The sequence below is a fragment of the Streptomyces sp. NPDC033165 genome, from assembly GCF_055577965.1.
Window position 1 is genome coordinate 249196 of sequence record NZ_JBVIPK010000003.1, and the last position, 15852, is coordinate 265047.

At 72.1% G+C, this 15852-nt stretch carries 15 protein-coding genes; 10 read left to right on the forward strand and 5 right to left on the reverse strand.

The window, feature by feature from the left end:
• Positions 1–198: 198 nt before the first annotated feature.
• Positions 199–2013, forward strand: a complete 1815-nt coding sequence (locus ACZ5WC_RS08885; RefSeq protein WP_468540159.1) for a serine/threonine-protein kinase — start codon at positions 199–201, stop codon at positions 2011–2013.
• 104 nt (positions 2014–2117) lie between these two features.
• Here the strand turns inward: ACZ5WC_RS08885 and ACZ5WC_RS08890 are convergent, their stop codons facing one another.
• A complete protein-coding gene (locus ACZ5WC_RS08890) occupies positions 2118–2525 on the reverse strand; it encodes a hypothetical protein (protein WP_468540160.1) in 408 nt (135 codons plus the stop codon).
• A gap of 156 nt (positions 2526–2681) precedes the next feature.
• Here ACZ5WC_RS08890 and ACZ5WC_RS08895 point away from each other — a divergent pair, with 156 nt between their 5' ends.
• Positions 2682–3518 (forward strand): helix-turn-helix domain-containing protein, encoded by an 837-nt coding sequence (locus ACZ5WC_RS08895; RefSeq protein WP_468540161.1) that lies wholly within the window; start codon positions 2682–2684, stop codon positions 3516–3518.
• Entirely contained in the window at positions 3515–3811 is a 297-nt protein-coding gene (locus ACZ5WC_RS08900) for a DUF397 domain-containing protein (RefSeq protein ID WP_468540162.1), read from the forward strand. Before ACZ5WC_RS08895 ends, ACZ5WC_RS08900 begins: the two co-directional genes overlap by 4 nt.
• Before the next feature lie 138 nt (positions 3812–3949).
• Here ACZ5WC_RS08900 and ACZ5WC_RS08905 read toward each other — a convergent pair whose 3' ends face one another.
• Positions 3950–5566, reverse strand: a complete 1617-nt coding sequence (locus tag ACZ5WC_RS08905) for a helix-turn-helix domain-containing protein (protein WP_468540537.1) — start codon at positions 5564–5566, stop codon at positions 3950–3952.
• 363 nt (positions 5567–5929) lie between these two features.
• Here ACZ5WC_RS08905 and dnaN point away from each other — a divergent pair, with 363 nt between their 5' ends.
• Entirely contained in the window at positions 5930–7114 is a 1185-nt protein-coding gene (gene dnaN / locus ACZ5WC_RS08910) for a DNA polymerase III subunit beta (protein ID WP_468540163.1), read from the forward strand.
• Positions 7115–7350: 236 nt separating this feature from the next.
• Here the strand turns inward: dnaN and ACZ5WC_RS08915 are convergent, their stop codons facing one another.
• Positions 7351–8238, reverse strand: coding sequence for a glycoside hydrolase family 19 protein (locus ACZ5WC_RS08915; protein ID WP_468540164.1), 888 nt, complete (start codon positions 8236–8238; stop codon positions 7351–7353).
• Positions 8239–8726: 488 nt separating this feature from the next.
• Here ACZ5WC_RS08915 and ACZ5WC_RS08920 point away from each other — a divergent pair, with 488 nt between their 5' ends.
• The 3 genes from ACZ5WC_RS08920 to ACZ5WC_RS08930 are packed head-to-tail and all read left to right on the forward strand — an operon-like array spanning position 8727 to position 11364.
• Positions 8727–9050, forward strand: a complete 324-nt coding sequence (locus ACZ5WC_RS08920) for a hypothetical protein (RefSeq protein ID WP_468540165.1) — start codon at positions 8727–8729, stop codon at positions 9048–9050.
• Position 9051: 1 nt separating this feature from the next.
• Positions 9052–10104: a polyprenyl synthetase family protein gene (locus tag ACZ5WC_RS08925; RefSeq protein WP_468540166.1), complete on the forward strand. Its 1053-nt coding sequence runs from the start codon at positions 9052–9054 to the stop codon at positions 10102–10104.
• Positions 10105–10158: 54 nt separating this feature from the next.
• Positions 10159–11364: an oxygenase MpaB family protein gene (locus tag ACZ5WC_RS08930; protein WP_468540167.1), complete on the forward strand. Its 1206-nt coding sequence runs from the start codon at positions 10159–10161 to the stop codon at positions 11362–11364.
• Positions 11365–11448: 84 nt separating this feature from the next.
• Here ACZ5WC_RS08930 and ACZ5WC_RS08935 read toward each other — a convergent pair whose 3' ends face one another.
• Positions 11449–12732, reverse strand: a complete 1284-nt coding sequence (locus ACZ5WC_RS08935) for an adenylosuccinate synthase (RefSeq protein ID WP_096622774.1) — start codon at positions 12730–12732, stop codon at positions 11449–11451.
• Between the two features lie 186 nt (positions 12733–12918).
• On the opposite strand from ACZ5WC_RS08935, the gene ACZ5WC_RS08940 reads away from it, so the two are divergent.
• The 3 genes from ACZ5WC_RS08940 (at position 12919) to ACZ5WC_RS08950 (ending at position 14540) form a co-directional block, all read left to right on the forward strand.
• Entirely contained in the window at positions 12919–13794 is an 876-nt protein-coding gene (locus ACZ5WC_RS08940; protein WP_468540168.1) for a diacylglycerol kinase family protein, read from the forward strand.
• Between the two features lie 37 nt (positions 13795–13831).
• Positions 13832–14104, forward strand: coding sequence for a DUF1876 domain-containing protein (locus ACZ5WC_RS08945; protein ID WP_096623023.1), 273 nt, complete (start codon positions 13832–13834; stop codon positions 14102–14104).
• Positions 14105–14195: 91 nt separating this feature from the next.
• Positions 14196–14540 carry a hypothetical protein gene (locus ACZ5WC_RS08950; protein ID WP_468540169.1) on the forward strand — a complete coding sequence of 115 codons (345 nt, stop codon included), beginning with the start codon at positions 14196–14198 and terminating at the stop codon, positions 14538–14540.
• A gap of 59 nt (positions 14541–14599) precedes the next feature.
• Here ACZ5WC_RS08950 and ACZ5WC_RS08955 read toward each other — a convergent pair whose 3' ends face one another.
• Entirely contained in the window at positions 14600–15805 is a 1206-nt protein-coding gene (locus ACZ5WC_RS08955; RefSeq protein ID WP_468540170.1) for a cytochrome P450, read from the reverse strand.
• Positions 15806–15852: the final 47 nt, after the last annotated feature.

Genomic DNA, 15852 nt, shown 5'->3' on the forward strand with positions numbered 1-15852 from the left:
CGGGGCCTGCCCCTGCCTCTGCCTCCGGCGCGGAGCCGGGTCACCGGCCCAGCCCGTCCGGCGCTCAGGACGGGCGGGAGTGCGAGCGCCGCATGCGGGCACGGCGGGCGGGCACTGCGTGCGGGCCTGGCGGGCGGACACCGCAGGTGCGCCCGGCGGCGTTATCCTCGTGCGGGCCGCACGGGGGAGGAACGCACCATGGACAAGCTCGGGGCCGAGGACCCGCACCGCATCGGCGCGTACAGGCTCCTCGGCCGCCTCGGCGAAGGCGGCATGGGGCAGGTCTTCCTCGCCCGCTCCGACCGCGGCCGCACCGTCGCCCTCAAGCTCGTCCGCCGCGAGCTCGCCGAGCGGCCCGAGTTCCGCGCCCGCTTCCGCCAGGAGGTCCACGCGGCGCACCGGGTCGGCGGGGCCTGGACCGCCCCCGTGCTGGACTCCGACACCGAGGCCCCGGTCCCCTGGGTCGCCACCGGCTACGTCGCCGGACCCTCCCTCCAGCGCATCGTCTCCGGCCGCCCCGGCACCCCCGTCGCGGCCTCGGGGGCGTACGGGCCGCTCCCGGTGCGTTCCGTCCGGTTCCTCGGCTCCGGGCTCGCCCACGCCCTCCAGCACATCCACGGCGCCGGGCTCATCCACCGCGACCTGAAGCCGTCCAACGTCCTCCTCACCATCGACGGCCCCCGGGTCATCGACTTCGGCATCGCCCGCGCCCTGGACTCCGTGCCCGACGGCGACCTGACCCGCACGGGAGCGATCGTCGGCTCGCCCGGGTTCATGGCCCCGGAGCAGGTGCGCGGCGAGCGCGTGACCACCGCGTGCGACGTGTTCTGCCTCGGGTCCGTCCTCGCGTACGCCGCTTCCGGCCGCCTGCCCTTCGGCTCGGCGGACAGCGGCGGGCCCCACGCCCTGATGTTCCGGATCGCCCAGGAGGACCCGGACCTGACCGGCGTACCGGAGGAGCTCGCCGACGTCGTACGGGACTGTCTGGCGAAGGACCCGGCGGCCCGGCCCGGTCCGGACGAGATCCTGGAGCGCCTGGGCGGGGCCGAGGCGGACGAACCCTGGCTCCCCGGCACCCTCATCGCCCAACTGGGCCGCCATGCGGTGGAGCTGCTCGACGCGGAGGACCCGGAGGCCCCGGCCGCCCCGCAAGCCCCGGCCGCCCCGCAAGCCCCGGCCGCCCCGCCAGCCCTGACGGCCGCCCAAGCCCCTGTGGCCCCGCCGGCCCCCGCGGCTCCGCCCCCCGCCTCAGCCCCGCCGCACCCGAACCCGCTCCCGTACCCCCATCCCCGTCCCCAGCCCCAGCCCCAGCCCCAGCCGCCCCCGTACTCCCACCCGCACGGCCCTACCGCCGAGCAGCCCTTCTCCCCCGCCTACTTCACTCCCGCGCCCCCTCCCGCCCGGGACCGCCGGTCGGCCGGGGCAACCGCCGCGCTGATAGCCGTCGCCGTGGTCGTCGCGACAGGCGCGGGCGGGTCCGTGTACGCGTTCATGAAGGACGGAGGCATGGGCACCACCGTCTCCCCGGGCTCGTCCTCCTCGGCCGACGCGAACGGCCCGAGCAGCACGAACGGCACGGACAGCGCGAACGGCGACATCGGAAGCAACGGCGGGAACGGGGGCAGCGGAGGCAGCGGCACCACCGACAGCGAAGGCGCCGTCCCCCGCGTCTACCTCGGCACCTGGTCCGGCTCCATACCCGGCGGCCAAGGCCCCTCCACCCGTACGCTGACCATCCGCCAGGGCGACATCGGCGACCCGGTCCTGTCCCTCACCGCCGAGGGCCCCCTCTCCTCCGGCTCCACGTACCACTGTGAGTTCAGCGCACGCCTGGCCGCCCGCCCCACCGCCGAGGGCCCCGTCCGGATCGGGCCCTCCGCCGTCTCCTCCGGCGAACCGGCCACCTCCTGCTCCCCCGGCAAAGCCACCGAGCTGACCCTGCTCCCGGACGGCACCCTGCGCCGGACGGTGACCGGCACGGGCGAGAGCCTGACCTACACCAAATCGGATTGAGCTACACCCGGTCGGCTTGACCTGGACCGGCGCCATGCCCCGCCTGTTCCCACCATGCCCCCCCCTTGGCCCGCCACCCTCTCCTCCTCCCTCCACCCTGGCACTCAACTCAGTAACGCATAAGCCGCGTTGAACAGGATCAGCGTGTGCACGAACCGGTGCGCGCACGTCGGCCGGTACCGCCACATCAGCGGCCAGGTGTCACCCCCGAGCGCCGGTACGGGTACGTAACTGACCCGGCCTGTCGCCCCGTTGAACGTCGACACCTCGCGCGGCCACGGGCGTCCGGCCGTGGAGCCCGCCGGTACGAGGAAGTACACCCCGCGCCGCCCGTTCGACTCGGTGACGACCGGGCCCGGTTCGCCCCCGACCAACTCCTCCATCAGGTCGGCCAGCCGCCGCCCCTCGTCGCCGTCGACGCGGACGGCGTCGAATTGCACGCCCGCCTTGCGGAGCTGGAATCCGGAGTCCGGAATCCACTCGATTTTCAGCCCACGATTCGGTGCATTCACAGGACGATTGTGGCGCTCGTCGCCTAGCGTTCTCCCTACCTGCCGAGGTGCGTCGCATAGCCGTTGACCTGCACCGACTTCGCTGAAGCCGAGTTGAGTTCGACGGTATCGAGTAGTGACCGGTTGAGTTCGGTTGAGTCGAAAAGAGATCGCGTAATGGCGAGTGCAGAGAACAAGGAATCCGCGAGCCCGACCGCCCAGATGGTGGCGGAGATCGCTCGCACGCTACGCATCCAGCGCGGGTGGACACAGGAGCAGGAGGGCAAGGAGCTCGGCTACTCGGCGGCGGCGGTCAGCGCGATGGAGACCTGCGCGCAGCCCGCCAGTGACGCCATGCTCGTCGAGCTGGAACGGGTCTTCGGCAACGGCACCGGCATCTTCACGACGGCCCGGCGGTACATGCGGATGGAGCGGCTGCCTCAGCAGTTCCAGGACTACGCGCTGCTGGAGGAGGCCGCGATCAGCCTCCAGCTGTTCGTCACCAACGTCGTCCACGGGCTGTTCCAGACGGAGGCCTACGCCCGGGCGCTCATCGGTGGCGGATATCCACCGCTCTCCGACGAGCGCGTGGAGGAGCTGGTCCAGCTGCGGCTGGCGCGCACGGCCCTCTTCGACCGGGACCCGCTCCCGATGATCGAGATCATCATCGACGAGGCCGTCCTGCGCCGCGTCATCGGCAACGAGGAGATCATGCGGGAGCAGCTGCTCCATCTCGTGGAGTGCGCACGGCGGCGCAATGTCACGCTGCTGGTGCTGCCGCTGGACGCCGGGAAGTACGGGGAGTACGACGGTGGTCGCGGCTCGATGAGCCTGCTGGAGACTCCCGCGCATGAGCATCTCGTCTATCTGGAGCCGCAGGACGAGAGCCTGCTGATCAGTGACCCGGCAAAGGTGAGCGTCTACGCGCAGCGCTATGCGAAGATCCGGTCACAGGCCCTGGGTCCTCGTGAATCGCTGGACCTCATCATGCGGTTGGCAGGAGTGAAGGAATGAGCAGCACCCTCCGATGGTTCAAGTCGAGCTACAGCAGCTCCAGCGGCGGCGAGTGCATCGAGGTCGCCTTCGACTGGCGCAAGTCCTCCTACAGCAGCGAGAGCGGCGGCGAATGCGTCGAGGTGTCCGCCGCCTGGCGCAAGTCCTCCCACAGCAGCGACAGCGGCGGCGAGTGCGTCGAGGTCGCCGCCTGCCCCCACTCCGTCCACGTCCGTGACTCCAAGGTGCCCGACGGGACCGCCTTCGCCGTCGCGCCGGACGCCTGGTCGGCCTTCCTCACCTGGGCGGAATGAGCGGGCACAGCAGGACCCACGGTGTGCGCCCGCAGAACTCGTGCGGGCGTGTCACCGGCAGGCCTTGCACGGCGATACGGGCCGCGCCCCATCGGTGACCGCGACAGCGCTCGCGGTCCTCTTCAGTTCCGTCGCCCGTCACGAAGTGACGGCATCACATGCCGTCAGGCCCAGGTTCAGGTCCGTGCCGGGGTCCAGATCCAGGTCCTTCCTCCGCAGTGCCAGCCACAGGTCGTAGCGGGCGCTGGGGGGCCGGAGCAGTGAGCGCTGGAGCACGGTCTCCAGCCGGGTGAGGCGCTTGCGGGCGCCGGGGACGGAGATGCCCAGCCGGGCGGCCGTCGGGCCGAGGCGGCCCTCGCACTCCAGCCAGGTGCGCAGGGTCTCCTCTGCGCCCCGGACCTCCTGGACCGGGGCCAGTTGCTGTTCGGCCCACTCCCGTACGGAAGGGCGGCGCAGGACCTCGTCGAGAGCCTGCGCCGCCTTTGCCGTACCCGGGGCGGTGCCGGTGCCCGCGCCTGTTCCGATACCCGTGCCTGTGCCGTCCGCGTACGGGGCGGGCTCGGCGGTGCAGGCCGGGGCGGGGGTGGCGCGGATGCGCAGGGCGAGGTCGAGGGCGGCCTGGTCGGCGAGGCGGTGCAGGTCGAGGCCGAGCAGCTCGCCGATGAACCGGACGCGGGCGGCCAGGGTGTTGCGGTGGATCTTGAGGTGGTCGGTCGCGTGCGACGAGAAGGCCAGCCAGGAGGCGGCGGTGGCCGCCAGCTCCTGGCTCACGGGGTCCTGGGCGCGGCGGGGGACGTGGGTCAGGAGCGGGGCGAGCAGGGCGTCGGCCCACTGCCGCCCGGCGCGGCCGACGACGAGCGCCGCCTCCGGCGATACGCCGAACCTCGCATGACGGGAAGGCAGTTCGCGGGCCACGGCGAGGGCGTGGAAGGCCTGGCGGTAGCCGGTGGCAGTGTCGGCGAGCGGCACCGGTTCGCTGACACCGACCACGCAGTCACCGACCCGGGCGGCGACGGCCTCGTCGATGGGGACCCGGCCGGTGGCGGCCCGGTCGGTGGCGGCCCGGTCGGTCGTGACCCGGTCGGTGGCGGTCCCCCGCGGCGCCTCGTCCGCGGGCATCACGAGGATCAGGTGGCGTACGTAGACGGGGCACCGCACGATCCAGGACCGGCCGCCGTCCGCCTCCGCGCAGACCCGGGCCACCTCGTCCCGCCCGTCGCCCGAGCACTCCACGACGCACACCCGCACCGGGTCGGGGAGCCGGGGGCGCAGCGCACCGGCGACCTGCTGGGCGATGGAGAGCTGGCCCGTCATCAGCAGGTGCAGCACCGCCTCCCGGCCCCGCGACTCGGCGAGGTCCACCCGGCGCCGCTTGCGCTCCAGCGTTTCGGCCTGCCAGCACAGCTCCAGCGCCAGCACCACGTCCGCCAGCAGCGTGGCGAGTCCGGCGGCGACGGGCCGGGGCGTGACGACGGCGAGCACGGGGGCGGTACCGGGGTCGTCGGTATGCAGGGGGAAGAGGAGGGCGGTGTGCTCGCCGGTGTCCAGGGAATACGCCTGGGCCCCGCGCTCGGTCAGGGCCGTCGTGCCCTCGGCGAGCAGCCCTGCGACATCGGGGACGACCGCCCCCGCCGTACGCGCCGCCGCGTGCAGCACGGTCCCGTCCGGTCCGACGAGGCCGGCCCAGCCCTCGGCCCGGCCGGAGAGCCAGCGCAGCAAGGCGGGCGTGCCGCCGCTCCGCACCAGCCGGTGCATCCGCAGGAGGTCGTCGGCCCGCTCACGCACTCGCACGTGTTCCCCCGTTGCCTGTTGTCCGTTGCCTGCTTGGCCGCTTGGCTGCTTGGCCGCTTGGCCGCTGCCCGGTCGGTGTGACTGTGCGGACTGATACCTCCGCGGCCGTCCCACTGGGCATATTGAATCTCCCGGTCTTCCTACCCCGCGATCTATGGTCCGAACGTGCTCGGGCACGTCCTTCGGGGACGACGGCAGCGGCTCACGGGGGTGGTCGCTGTCGTCGGTGCCCGGCCTCATGGCCTTCCCGTCGACTCGTGCCCGGGGCCGATTGTCAGTGGTGCCTTCTAGCGTGGTCGGTGTCGGCTTCCGAGGAAAGGCACCACCGTGGAGTTCCGTATCGAGCGCAGCGCTCTGACCGACGCCGTGGCCTGGGCGGCCCGCGTCCTGCCCGTGCGCTCACCCGTTCCCGTGCTGGGCGGACTGCTGCTGGACACGGAGGGCGACGGCGTGGGCGGGCGGCTGCGGATCTCCGGGCTCGACTACGAGGCGTCCGCGCGCATCGATGTGAGCGACGCCGAAGTCCTGCGGCCCGGCAGGGTGCTCGTGATGGGGCGGCGGCTGCTGGACATCTGCAAGGTGCTGCCCGAGGGGCCCGTGGAGTGCGCGGTGGAGGGCTCTCGGTTCACGGTGTCGGGAGGGGGCGCCCGGTTCGGCCTGTCCGTGCTGCCGTTGGCCGACTATCCGGCGCTGCCCGCGCTCCCGCAGGTCCGGGGAGCGGTCGACGCGGAGCTGTTCGCGGCGGCGGTCGCCGATGTGGCGGTGGCCGCGGGGCGCGATGACACTCTGCCCGCGCTCACCGGCATCCGGCTGGGGCTCGACGGGGAGGCGGGGACGATGACGCTCGCCGCGACCGACCGGTACCGCTTCGCCGTGCGGACGCTGCCGTGGAAGGCCACCGCCCCCGGCGAGAGCGCCGATGTCATCGTCTCCGCCCGCCGGTTGACCGAGATCGCCCGCTCGCTGGGGCGGTCCGGGCTGGTGAGCGTGGCCCTGGACGCCGGTTCGGCGGGCTTCGAGCACGCCGGGATGCGGACCACCGTGCGTCTGCTGGAGGGCCGACTGCCGCGCCACGAAAAGCTGTTCGCGATGCAGGACCCGGCCGTGGCGGTGGTGGACCGGGCCCGGCTGGTGGAGGCCGTCAAGCGGGTCTCCGTCGTCGCCGACGGGGACAGTCCGGTGCAGATGACCTTCTCCCGTGCCGATGCCTCGGTCCTGCTCCAGGCCGGTTACGAGGACGATGTGGCGTCCCAGCGGGTGCCCGCCACGCTGGAGGGCGCCGAGGAGATGGTGGTGGCCTTCAACCCGGCGTATCTGGCGGACGCACTGGCCGCCTTCGAGGAGCCGTCACTGCGGCTCCTGCTGCTGGGGGCGGGCCAGCGCGCGATGATCACGGGCGGGACGGGCGGGGCGGACGGGACGGGCGGGGCAGACGGGACGGACAGGGCGGACGGGACGGGCACGGACGCCCACCGACACCTGCTGATGTCGGTGCGGCCACAGTTGATCTGACCGGGCCCGCCGGGGCTCCCGGTTCCCGTAGCTCGCGTCGCAGGGGGGCCGCGCCCTGTCCACGAGCGCGCCGAGCGCGCCGATCGTGCCGACCGCGCCCCGGACGCCGGACGCCGGAACGGGGGGTGCGTCCGGCGCGAGCCGGGCACACCCCCCGCACGGATGGGGACACGGGTGGATCAGAGTCGGGCAGGTCCGGGCAGGTCCGGGCAGGGTCAGCAGCTCAGATTGCAGGGTCAGCAGCTCAGGTTGGGGCCGGTGGTGGTGCCGAGGAACTGGGTGAACTGCGTGAACTTGTTGATGCGGCTCTGAACCTGTGCCGGGTTGCCGCCGTTGCACTCAAGCGTGCCGTTGATCGACCGGATCGTCTCGCCGAAGCCAGGCCCGTTGACGATGGCGTTGTGGCCCGTGATCGTGCCGGGGCCGGTCTGCGTGTTCCAGTACCAGAGGGCGGTCTTCCAGGCGATCGCGGAGTTCTGCTCCACGAGGTAGGGGTTGTTCAGCAGGTCGATGCCCAGGGCGTCACCGGCCGCCTTGTAGTTGAAGTTCCAGCTCAGCTGGATGGGGCCGCGACCGTAGTAGGCGGCCTGTCCGGCCGGGCAGCCGTAGGGTCGGCCCGCGTCGCAGTAGTGCGGGTAGTTGGCCTCGTTGATTTCCTTGATGTACACCAGCGCGCCGGTTTCGTGGCTGACGTTCGCGAGGAAGGCCGCGGCCTCCCGCTTCTTGAGCTCGTCGCTGCCGGTGTTGGCGAAGGCCGGGTAGGCGCCCAGGGCGTCGGTGAGGCCCTGGTACGTGTAGAAGGCGTTGCGGTTCGGGAACATCTGGTTGAACTGGGCCTCGCTGACGACGAAGCCGTCGTTCTCCCCCGGATCCTCACCGCCCCCGTCGCCGCAGGCGCCCTGGTCGGCCCAGACGTCCGAGCTGCCCGGGGTCTCGTTCTGGGTCCACCACTTGGCGGTGTAGTTGCGGCCGTTGTACGAGGCGGACTGGCCGCCCGTGTAGACGGAGGACGAGCTCCACGCCGTGGCGCAGGCGGCGGCCTGTGCGGTGGCGGCGGGAAGGATGACGAGCGCCGCGACAAGCGCGCCCAGCGCGACCAGCACACTCAAGACACGTCGGATCACGTGATCACACTCCTTGGATGCGGCGCGACGTCCGGCCGTGCGCCACCGTGGGGGTGACCGACACTCAAGCGAGAATGGTCTGAACCTGTCAAGGTCTAGACCATCCTTGAGGGTCGCTCCGGCTCCACCGGCATCGCCCGCCACCACCTGCGGCCACGCCTGTGCGGCCACGCCAGGATGCCCTCAACAGCCCGGATTCCGGACGGAGTCCATCCAGAACACCCCGCGAACCATGACGGAAGTGGACGAGAAAAATCTTCGGCCCTGTCCACCATGCGGACGGGCGGCCTGCCGGCCTGGCGACCCGTCGGCCTGGCGGGTCGCACGGTCGGGCGGGTCGCACGGTCGGGCGAGCTGATCACTCGTTAGTGAGTTTCCCCGCCCCCGGCCCTCGCCCCTGGAAACACTCGAAGAAGCACACGAAGCACGGCACCCAAGAGGACGGCACGAGCACGGGCCGCCCGGACATACTGCGGCTGGGGGATGGCGTGGAGCGCGAGACGGAAACACGCAGGGGCGGGCCGGAGGAGCAGGCGATTCTGCTGGCGGCGGGCCTCGCGGACCTGGCCGTGACCACGCTGGGCTCGGCCTTCGCCCGAGCACGGGGGCTGCTGCGAAGGTCGGACGCGGCCGAGCTGGCGGCCGAGGCCGAGCGAGACCTGATCGCGCGCGGTCGCATCGCTCTCGACCGGTACGCGGCCGTGCCCCCGGCCCATCTTGAGGTGCTGGCCCGCCACGTGGTGGCCCAGCGGCCAGCGAGCGGCCTCCGGGTGCCGGGAGCACAGCCGTCCCGTGACAGTGACGGTGCCTGAGGTGCGGGAGCCAGGCACACTCAAGGACCGGGTGGATGAGGTGCTGCACCGCTTCACCGCCGAAGAGGCCGCTCAACTCGTCGCGATCGACAGCTCCCTGGGCCCGGTGGCCGACGCGGTGGAGACGGCGACGGCGGACGGCAAGCGGCTGCGGGCGGCGTTCTGCTACTGGGGCTGGCGCGCGGCCGGGCAGCCCGACAGCGATGCCCTGGTGCGGGCGGCGGCCTCGATGGAGCTGGTGCACGCGGCGGCCGTCGTCCACGACGACCTGATCGACGAGAGCCCGCTGCGACACGGGCGGCCCACTGCGCACACCGCCCTGATCGGCGCGGTCGAGCACCACCCCGACACCGCTCTGGCCGCCCGGTCGTTGGCGATGCTGGCCGGGGACCTGCTGATGTCGCTGGCCGGACAGCTCTTCGTCACCAGCGGCCTGCCCGCCGCCTACCTCGGCCGGGCCCGCCCGCTCTGGGCCGCGCTCGCCCGGGAGCTGGTCGCGGGCCAATGCCTGGAGATCCTGCACACCGGGTCCCCCGCCCCCTCCACGGCAGCCTCGCTCAAGGTCATCCGCTACAAGACCGCCAAGTACACCGTGGAGCAGCCCCTGTTGATCGGCGCGCTGCTGGGCGGGGCCGGTGAGCGGCTGCGCGGCGGCTGCTCCGCGTACGGGCTGCCGCTGGGCGAGGCGTTCCAGCTGCGGGACGACCTGCTGGGCCTGTTCGGGGACCCCGCGCTCACCGGCAAGGACGGCTCCGACGACGTACGCGGCCACCGGCCCACCGCCCTGCTCGCCGAGACCTGGCGGCTGGCCGGGGCGGACGACCGGGAACACCTGCGCGCTCTGCTCGCGCCCGGCCACGGCCTCCCGGCCTCCGACGCCGCCGAGGCCGTGCGCGAGGTGATGCGTCGCCTCAAGGCCCCCGACCGCATCGAAGACATGATCACCGCCCGGGTCGAGGAGGCGCTGCGCGCGCTCGACGAACTGGACCTGCCCGCCCCCGCCGCCACCGCGCTCACCGGCCTGGCCCACTCGGTGGCCGTCCGCCGTTCCTGACCGGTAACAGCGCGGCACCGGGCCCCGCAGCAACGGAGACCAAGGAGCACCGCCATGACCCACACCGAGGCGTCGGCCCACACCGAGACGTCGTCCTACACCCGCGCGTCGCTGGACGTCCTGCGGCAGAGCGGCGACGAACTCGCCGACGCCACGGTCGCCACCCTCTTCGAGCGCGGCGAGGTAGGCACGTTCAACACCCTGATGCGGTACGTCTCCACCGCCGGAGCCCCTCTCCCCGACGGCCTGCCCGACGTGGCCCGGGAGTACCTCAACGCCACGGCAGCCCCGCCGTCCTGGGTGGACTGGGGCGAGATGGAGAAGGCCCGGCTGTTCTTCATCGACAACAACGTGCACATCTCCACCGCCCTCGCCTTCGCCTCCATGCCCGCCTGCTACGTCGTCCCGCACGTGGCGAAGCTGCTGTCGGCGACGCACGGGCTGAACTACCCGTCCAAGCGGATGGCGGAGACCGGCCAGTTCACCGTCTACCTGATGCGACCCGACGCCTTCGAAGCCGGCAGCCGGTTCATCCCGGCGGCACAGAAGGTACGCCTCCTGCACGCCTCCATCCGCCACCACCTGCGGCGCGAGGACGCCTGGGACACAAGGAGCGCGGGGGTGCCGATCTGCCAGGAGGACATGATCGGCGGGCAGATGTTCTTCTCGCTGCTGGTGCTGGACAGCCTGCACCGGCTCGGCATCCACATGTCCGAGGAGGGCGCGGGCGCCTACTACTACGCCTGGCGGGTGGTCGGGGCCATGCTCGGCGTCGACCAGGACACCGTGCCCAGGACCCTGGCCGAGGCCCGTGAGTTCCTCGACCTCTACATGATCCGGCACATGGGCCCGTCGCCGGAGGGCGCGCTGCTGACCCGGCAGCTCATCGACCTCTACGAGGAGGTGGTCCCCGGCACCTTCCTCGACCCGATCGTCTCCGCCCTCATCCGCCATCTCGTGGGCGACACCTGCGCGGACTGGCTGGAGGTGCCCCGCACCCCCTGGGACACCGTCGCCAAGGCCGTCCCGCACGTGCTCGGCGTCCTGGAGACCATCGAGGACCGCTCCCCACTGGGCGCCTGGGCCCTGGACCGGGTCGGGCACCTCACCACCGTGCTGGAGCTGTCATCCCTGACCCGGGGGCGCGTCATGCACTACGCCATCCCCGAGCACCTCAGGAAGGAGTACGGCGTCCCGTCCGGGCCCGCCCGCACCGGCCGCTGGAGCCCACCGGCGGCGACCGTGCCGGGGCCCAGGTAGGGAGGGACTGGCCGACCGCCTACGCCGAGGGCCCCGGATCGGTGAGGATCCGGGGCCCGGCGGTCGCCCAAGGGGCAGGTGCTCCTACAGGAACGAGTTGATCTCGATCGTCTCGGTGCGGCCGGGGCCGACGCCGATCGCGGAGATCGGGGCGCCCGACATCTCCTCCAGGGCCTTCACGTAGGCCTGCGCGTTCTTCGGCAGGTCGGAGAAGGTCTTGGCCTTGGTGATGTCCTCGGACCAGCCCGGCAGGGTCTCGTAGATCGGCTTCGCGTGGTGGAAGTCGGTCTGGCTGTACGGGAGCTCCTCGACGCGCTTGCCGTCGATCTCGTACGCCACGCAGACCGGAATCCGCTCCCAGCCGGTGAGGACGTCCAGCTTGGTGAGGAAGAAGTCGGTCAGTCCGTTGACCCGGGTCGCGTACCGCGCGATCGGGGCGTCGAACCAGCCGCAACGGCGGTCACGGCCCGTGGTGACACCACGCTCGCCGCCGATGCGCCGCAGCGCCTCGCCGTCCTCGTCGAACAGCTCGGTCGGGAACGGACCGGCGCCCACGCGCGTCGTATAGGCCTTGAGGATGCCGATCACGCGGCTGATCTTCGTCGGGCCGACGCCGGCACCGGTGCAGGCGCCGCCCGCGGTCGGGTTCGACGAGGTGACGAAGGGATACGTGCCGTGGTCGACGTCGAGCAGGGTGCCCTGGCCGCCCTCGAAGAGGACGACCTTGCCCTCGTCGATGGCATCGTTCAGGATCAGGGTCGTGTCGGCGACGAACGGCTTGATCTGCTCCGCGTACTGGAGCATCTCCTCGACGATCCGGCCGGCCTCGATCGCCCGCCGGTTGAAGACCTTGGCCAGAAGCTGGTTCTTCTGCTCCAGGGCCGCTTCGACCTTCTGCTCCAGGATCGACTCGTCGTAGAGGTCCTGGACGCGGATTCCCACCCGGTTGATCTTGTCGGCGTACGTCGGACCGATACCCCGGCCCGTCGTACCGATCTTGCGCTTGCCGAGGAAGCGCTCGCTCACCTTGTCGATCGTCACGTTGTACGGAGTGATCAAATGAGCGTTGCCGCTGATCAGAAGCTTGGACGTGTCGACGCCTCGCTCGTTCAGACCGCTCAGCTCGGAGAGCAGGACCGCCGGGTCGACCACGACACCGTTCCCGATGACCGGGGTACAGCCCGGCGACAGGATTCCGGAGGGGAGGAGATGCAGTGCGTACTTCTGGTCGCCCACGACGACCGTGTGACCGGCGTTGTTTCCGCCTTGGTAACGCACGACATAGTCCACGGATCCACCGAGGAGATCGGTGGCCTTCCCCTTGCCCTCGTCACCCCACTGAGCACCGAGCAGCACAAGTGCGGGCACAGGCGTACACCCCTTCCGGGCGGGGCATGTCCAAGGTCAGGGGGCGTACGTCAAGGTCGTACCTGCCGCACGACGATGTACGGCAAAGCCTGAGCCGTCGAACCGGGTGCCCCGGAATAGACGAAGCCCCTGGCGCAATAGCGCAAGGGGCTCTTGCACCAAGATGCTACCCGAGGAAGGACCGAGGTGTCGGCTGCAGAGCCCCCCGGCGACGGCGGCGACCAGCTCCTGGTGGTCATCGACCCGGTTGCCCGCCGGACCGACGGCGAGTCCGTGCGTATCGCGAAGGACGTGCTGAGCGCCGGTTCGCACGCCAAGATCTGCCTTCCGGACACCCCCGAGGAGTTCGCCCGGGCCCTTTCCCGCCGGGGTCCTCGCCGCCCCGTGGTGGTCGGTGACGACCACGCCCTGCTGCGCGCCGTCGCCCAGCTGCACCGCGAGCGGGAGCTCGCCCGGGGCGTCCTCTCGCTGATTCCCGTCGGCGCGGCGCACGCCCTGGAAGTGGCCCATGCCCTCGGCGTGCCCCGGGGCGCGGTGGCCGCCGCGCGGACCGCGCTCGACGGGGCGGTGCGGCGGCTCGACCTGCTCGTGGACGACAGCGACGGCGTCGTGCTGGGCCGGCTGCGCATCCCCGCCCCGGCGCCGCCGCCCGGCTCGGGGGCCCCGCACTCGGGCGTCACGGCCGTCTGGGACACCTGCCGCTCCCTGATGACGTCCCTGGTCCGCCCGGCCCCGGTCGCCGCCGCCCACCCGGTCACGCACCGGCTGCGCATCGAGGCGGACGGGGTGCTCCTGAGCGACCTGGACACGCCCGTGCGGGGCGTCTCGGTGACCTCCCAGGGCGACGCGGGCCTGGTCGACGTCGTCGTCCGCACCTCGGACGGCGAGGACGTCACCGTGGAGGCCAAGGCCGTCACCGTCTCCGGCGCGGACTTCCGCTACCGGGCCGACATACAGACCGGCGGCCCTGTCCGTACCCGGACCTGGACCGTGCGGGCGGGCGCCTGGGGGCTGATGCTGCCGCCCCCGGCGAGCGCGGACGGGACGACAGGCGCACGCTGAAAGGAGACGACCGCGGACGTCCCCGGAGGTGACCGTCATGACCAGGATCGCTGTCGGATGGCACATCGACCTCGAATTCGAGGAGGACAGCCATCGCACCCGTGCGGCGGCGCTCGTCCGCCTCTCCGACGGAACAGAGGTACGCGCCCACGGCTACGCCAGCCGCCACCCGTCGGACGAGGACCAGCAGCGGGTCGGCGAGGAGATCGCGGGAGCGAGAGCGCTCAACGAACTGGCGATGAAACTGCTGACCAAGGCGCACGAGGAGATCGACGAGGCGTCGGGCAGGACGTCGTACCCCCTGACCTAGTTCCGGGGGCGCTGTCCCCGGGGCCGCGCTCCTCGATCGCCGAGCGGCTTGAAAGGGAACCGGCCCGGCCCCCCGCCGCGTCCCCCCTGGCATGAACAGCACGGACGCCCGACGGGACGCCATAACCGGCACCGCCGGCTGCCTCTTCGCCGTGATCGGCACGCTCGCGGGCATCATGGTCTGGCTCCCGTACGGCAGGAGAGGCCTCTTCGGCGCCTTCGAGAGCCAGACCAACCCGGACGTCTTCTGGCTGGGCCTGCCCGTCATGGCCGTCGGCGGGGCCGCCGCCGCCCTGGCGGTCTTCGCCGTCGTACGGGGCCGGTGGCGCGCGGCGCTCGGGCTGCTGGCGGCCGTCGCGGGGATCGCCGCGTTCGGGTACGGCTTCGACGTCCTGACAGGCCCTCAGGCGTTGGAGGACTGCGGACCGCCCTGCTGAAGGCACCGGGGCGCAAGGCCCGTGGGCACGCAGTGGGGCAGAGCCCACCGGCTGTGTGCCTACACCTCCACCACCAGTTCCTTCAGCCCCCGGATCACGTACCCCGGGTGCCACTCCGGTTCCGCCGCCAGTCGCATCCCGGGCGCCTTGCCCAGCAGTTCCCCGAAGGAGGCGGCCAGCTCCAGCCGGGCCAGCGGGGCGCCCAGGCAGTAGTGGATGCCCGCGCCGAAGGTGATGTGCGGGTTGTCCGGACGGGACAGGTCGAGCGTGTCCGGGTGCGCGAACCGCTCCGGGTCCCGGTTGGCCGAGCCGAACAGCAGCGCCACCTCAGCCCCGCGCCGGATGACCTGGCCGTCGATCTCGATGTCGTCCAGCACCCAGCGCTCGAACATCTGCAACGGGGTGTCGTAGCGCAGGAGCTCCTCGATCGCGGTGGGCAGCAGCGCGGGGTCGCCGCGCAGGGCGGCCAGCTGTTCCGGGTGGTGGAAGAGGGTGCGCCAGCCGCCCGCCGTGGTGTTCACCGTCGCCTCGTGGCCCGCGTTCAGCAGCAGCACACACGTCGAGATCATCTCCTGCTCGCTCAGCCGCTCCCCGTCGTCGTGGGCGGCGATGAGCGCCGAGATCAGGTCATCGCCGGGGGCCTTGCGGCGCTCGGCGATGAGCCCGCGCAGATACGCGGAGAACTCCTCCGACGCCCGGACGGCGGCCTTCGCCGTCTCCTCGGACGGGTTCAGCTCGTACATCCCGCAGATCGCCGCCGACCAGGGCCGCAGCGGCCCCCGGTCCGCCTCGGGGACCCCGAGCATCTCGGCGATCACGGCGACCGGAAGCGGCTCCGCGACCTCTGCCAGCAGGTCGCCACCGCCCTTCGCCACGAACGCGTCGACCAGCCCGGCCGCCAGCCGCCGTACGGTCGGGGCGAGGTTCTCGACCGTACGCGGGGTGAACGCCTTGGAGACCAGGCGCCGGATACGGGGGTGGTCGGGCGCCTCCAGGTCGAGCATCCCCTGACCGTTGAGCGTGGTGAACGGCTCGTGTGCGGCGGGCGGCGGGGTGCGGCCGAACTCCTCGTGGCTGAAGCGGTGCAGATACGTACGGCCCAGGCGGCGGTCGCGCAGCAGCGCCGATACGTCGGAGTGGTGCGGGATCAGCCACTGCCCGGTCGGCTCGAACCAGTGCGCCCGGCCGGTGGCTCGCAGGGCGGCGTAGGCGGGGTAGGGGTCGGCGACGAACGCGGGAGACCAGGGGTCGAATGACACGTGCATGACCCGACGCTACCCGCGTCCGCCACCACCGCAAGAGGGTCCGGCCC

What these genes read in the sequence shown, in the direction of transcription:
- ACZ5WC_RS08885 (WP_468540159.1), top strand. Translation starts at nt 199, where the DNA reads ATGGACAAGCTCGGGGCCGAGGACCCGCACCGCATCGGCGCGTACAGG.
- ACZ5WC_RS08895 (WP_468540161.1), top strand. Translation starts at nt 2,682, where the DNA reads ATGGCGAGTGCAGAGAACAAGGAATCCGCGAGCCCGACCGCCCAGATG.
- ACZ5WC_RS08900 (WP_468540162.1), top strand. Translation starts at nt 3,515, where the DNA reads ATGAGCAGCACCCTCCGATGGTTCAAGTCGAGCTACAGCAGCTCCAGC.
- ACZ5WC_RS08905 (WP_468540537.1), bottom strand. Translation starts at nt 5,566, where the DNA reads ATGCACCGGCTGGTGCGGAGCGGCGGCACGCCCGCCTTGCTGCGCTGG.
- ACZ5WC_RS08930 (WP_468540167.1), top strand. Translation starts at nt 10,159, where the DNA reads ATGACCCACACCGAGGCGTCGGCCCACACCGAGACGTCGTCCTACACC.
- ACZ5WC_RS08945 (WP_096623023.1), top strand. Translation starts at nt 13,832, where the DNA reads ATGACCAGGATCGCTGTCGGATGGCACATCGACCTCGAATTCGAGGAG.
- ACZ5WC_RS08950 (WP_468540169.1), top strand. Translation starts at nt 14,196, where the DNA reads ATGAACAGCACGGACGCCCGACGGGACGCCATAACCGGCACCGCCGGC.
- ACZ5WC_RS08955 (WP_468540170.1), bottom strand. Translation starts at nt 15,805, where the DNA reads ATGCACGTGTCATTCGACCCCTGGTCTCCCGCGTTCGTCGCCGACCCC.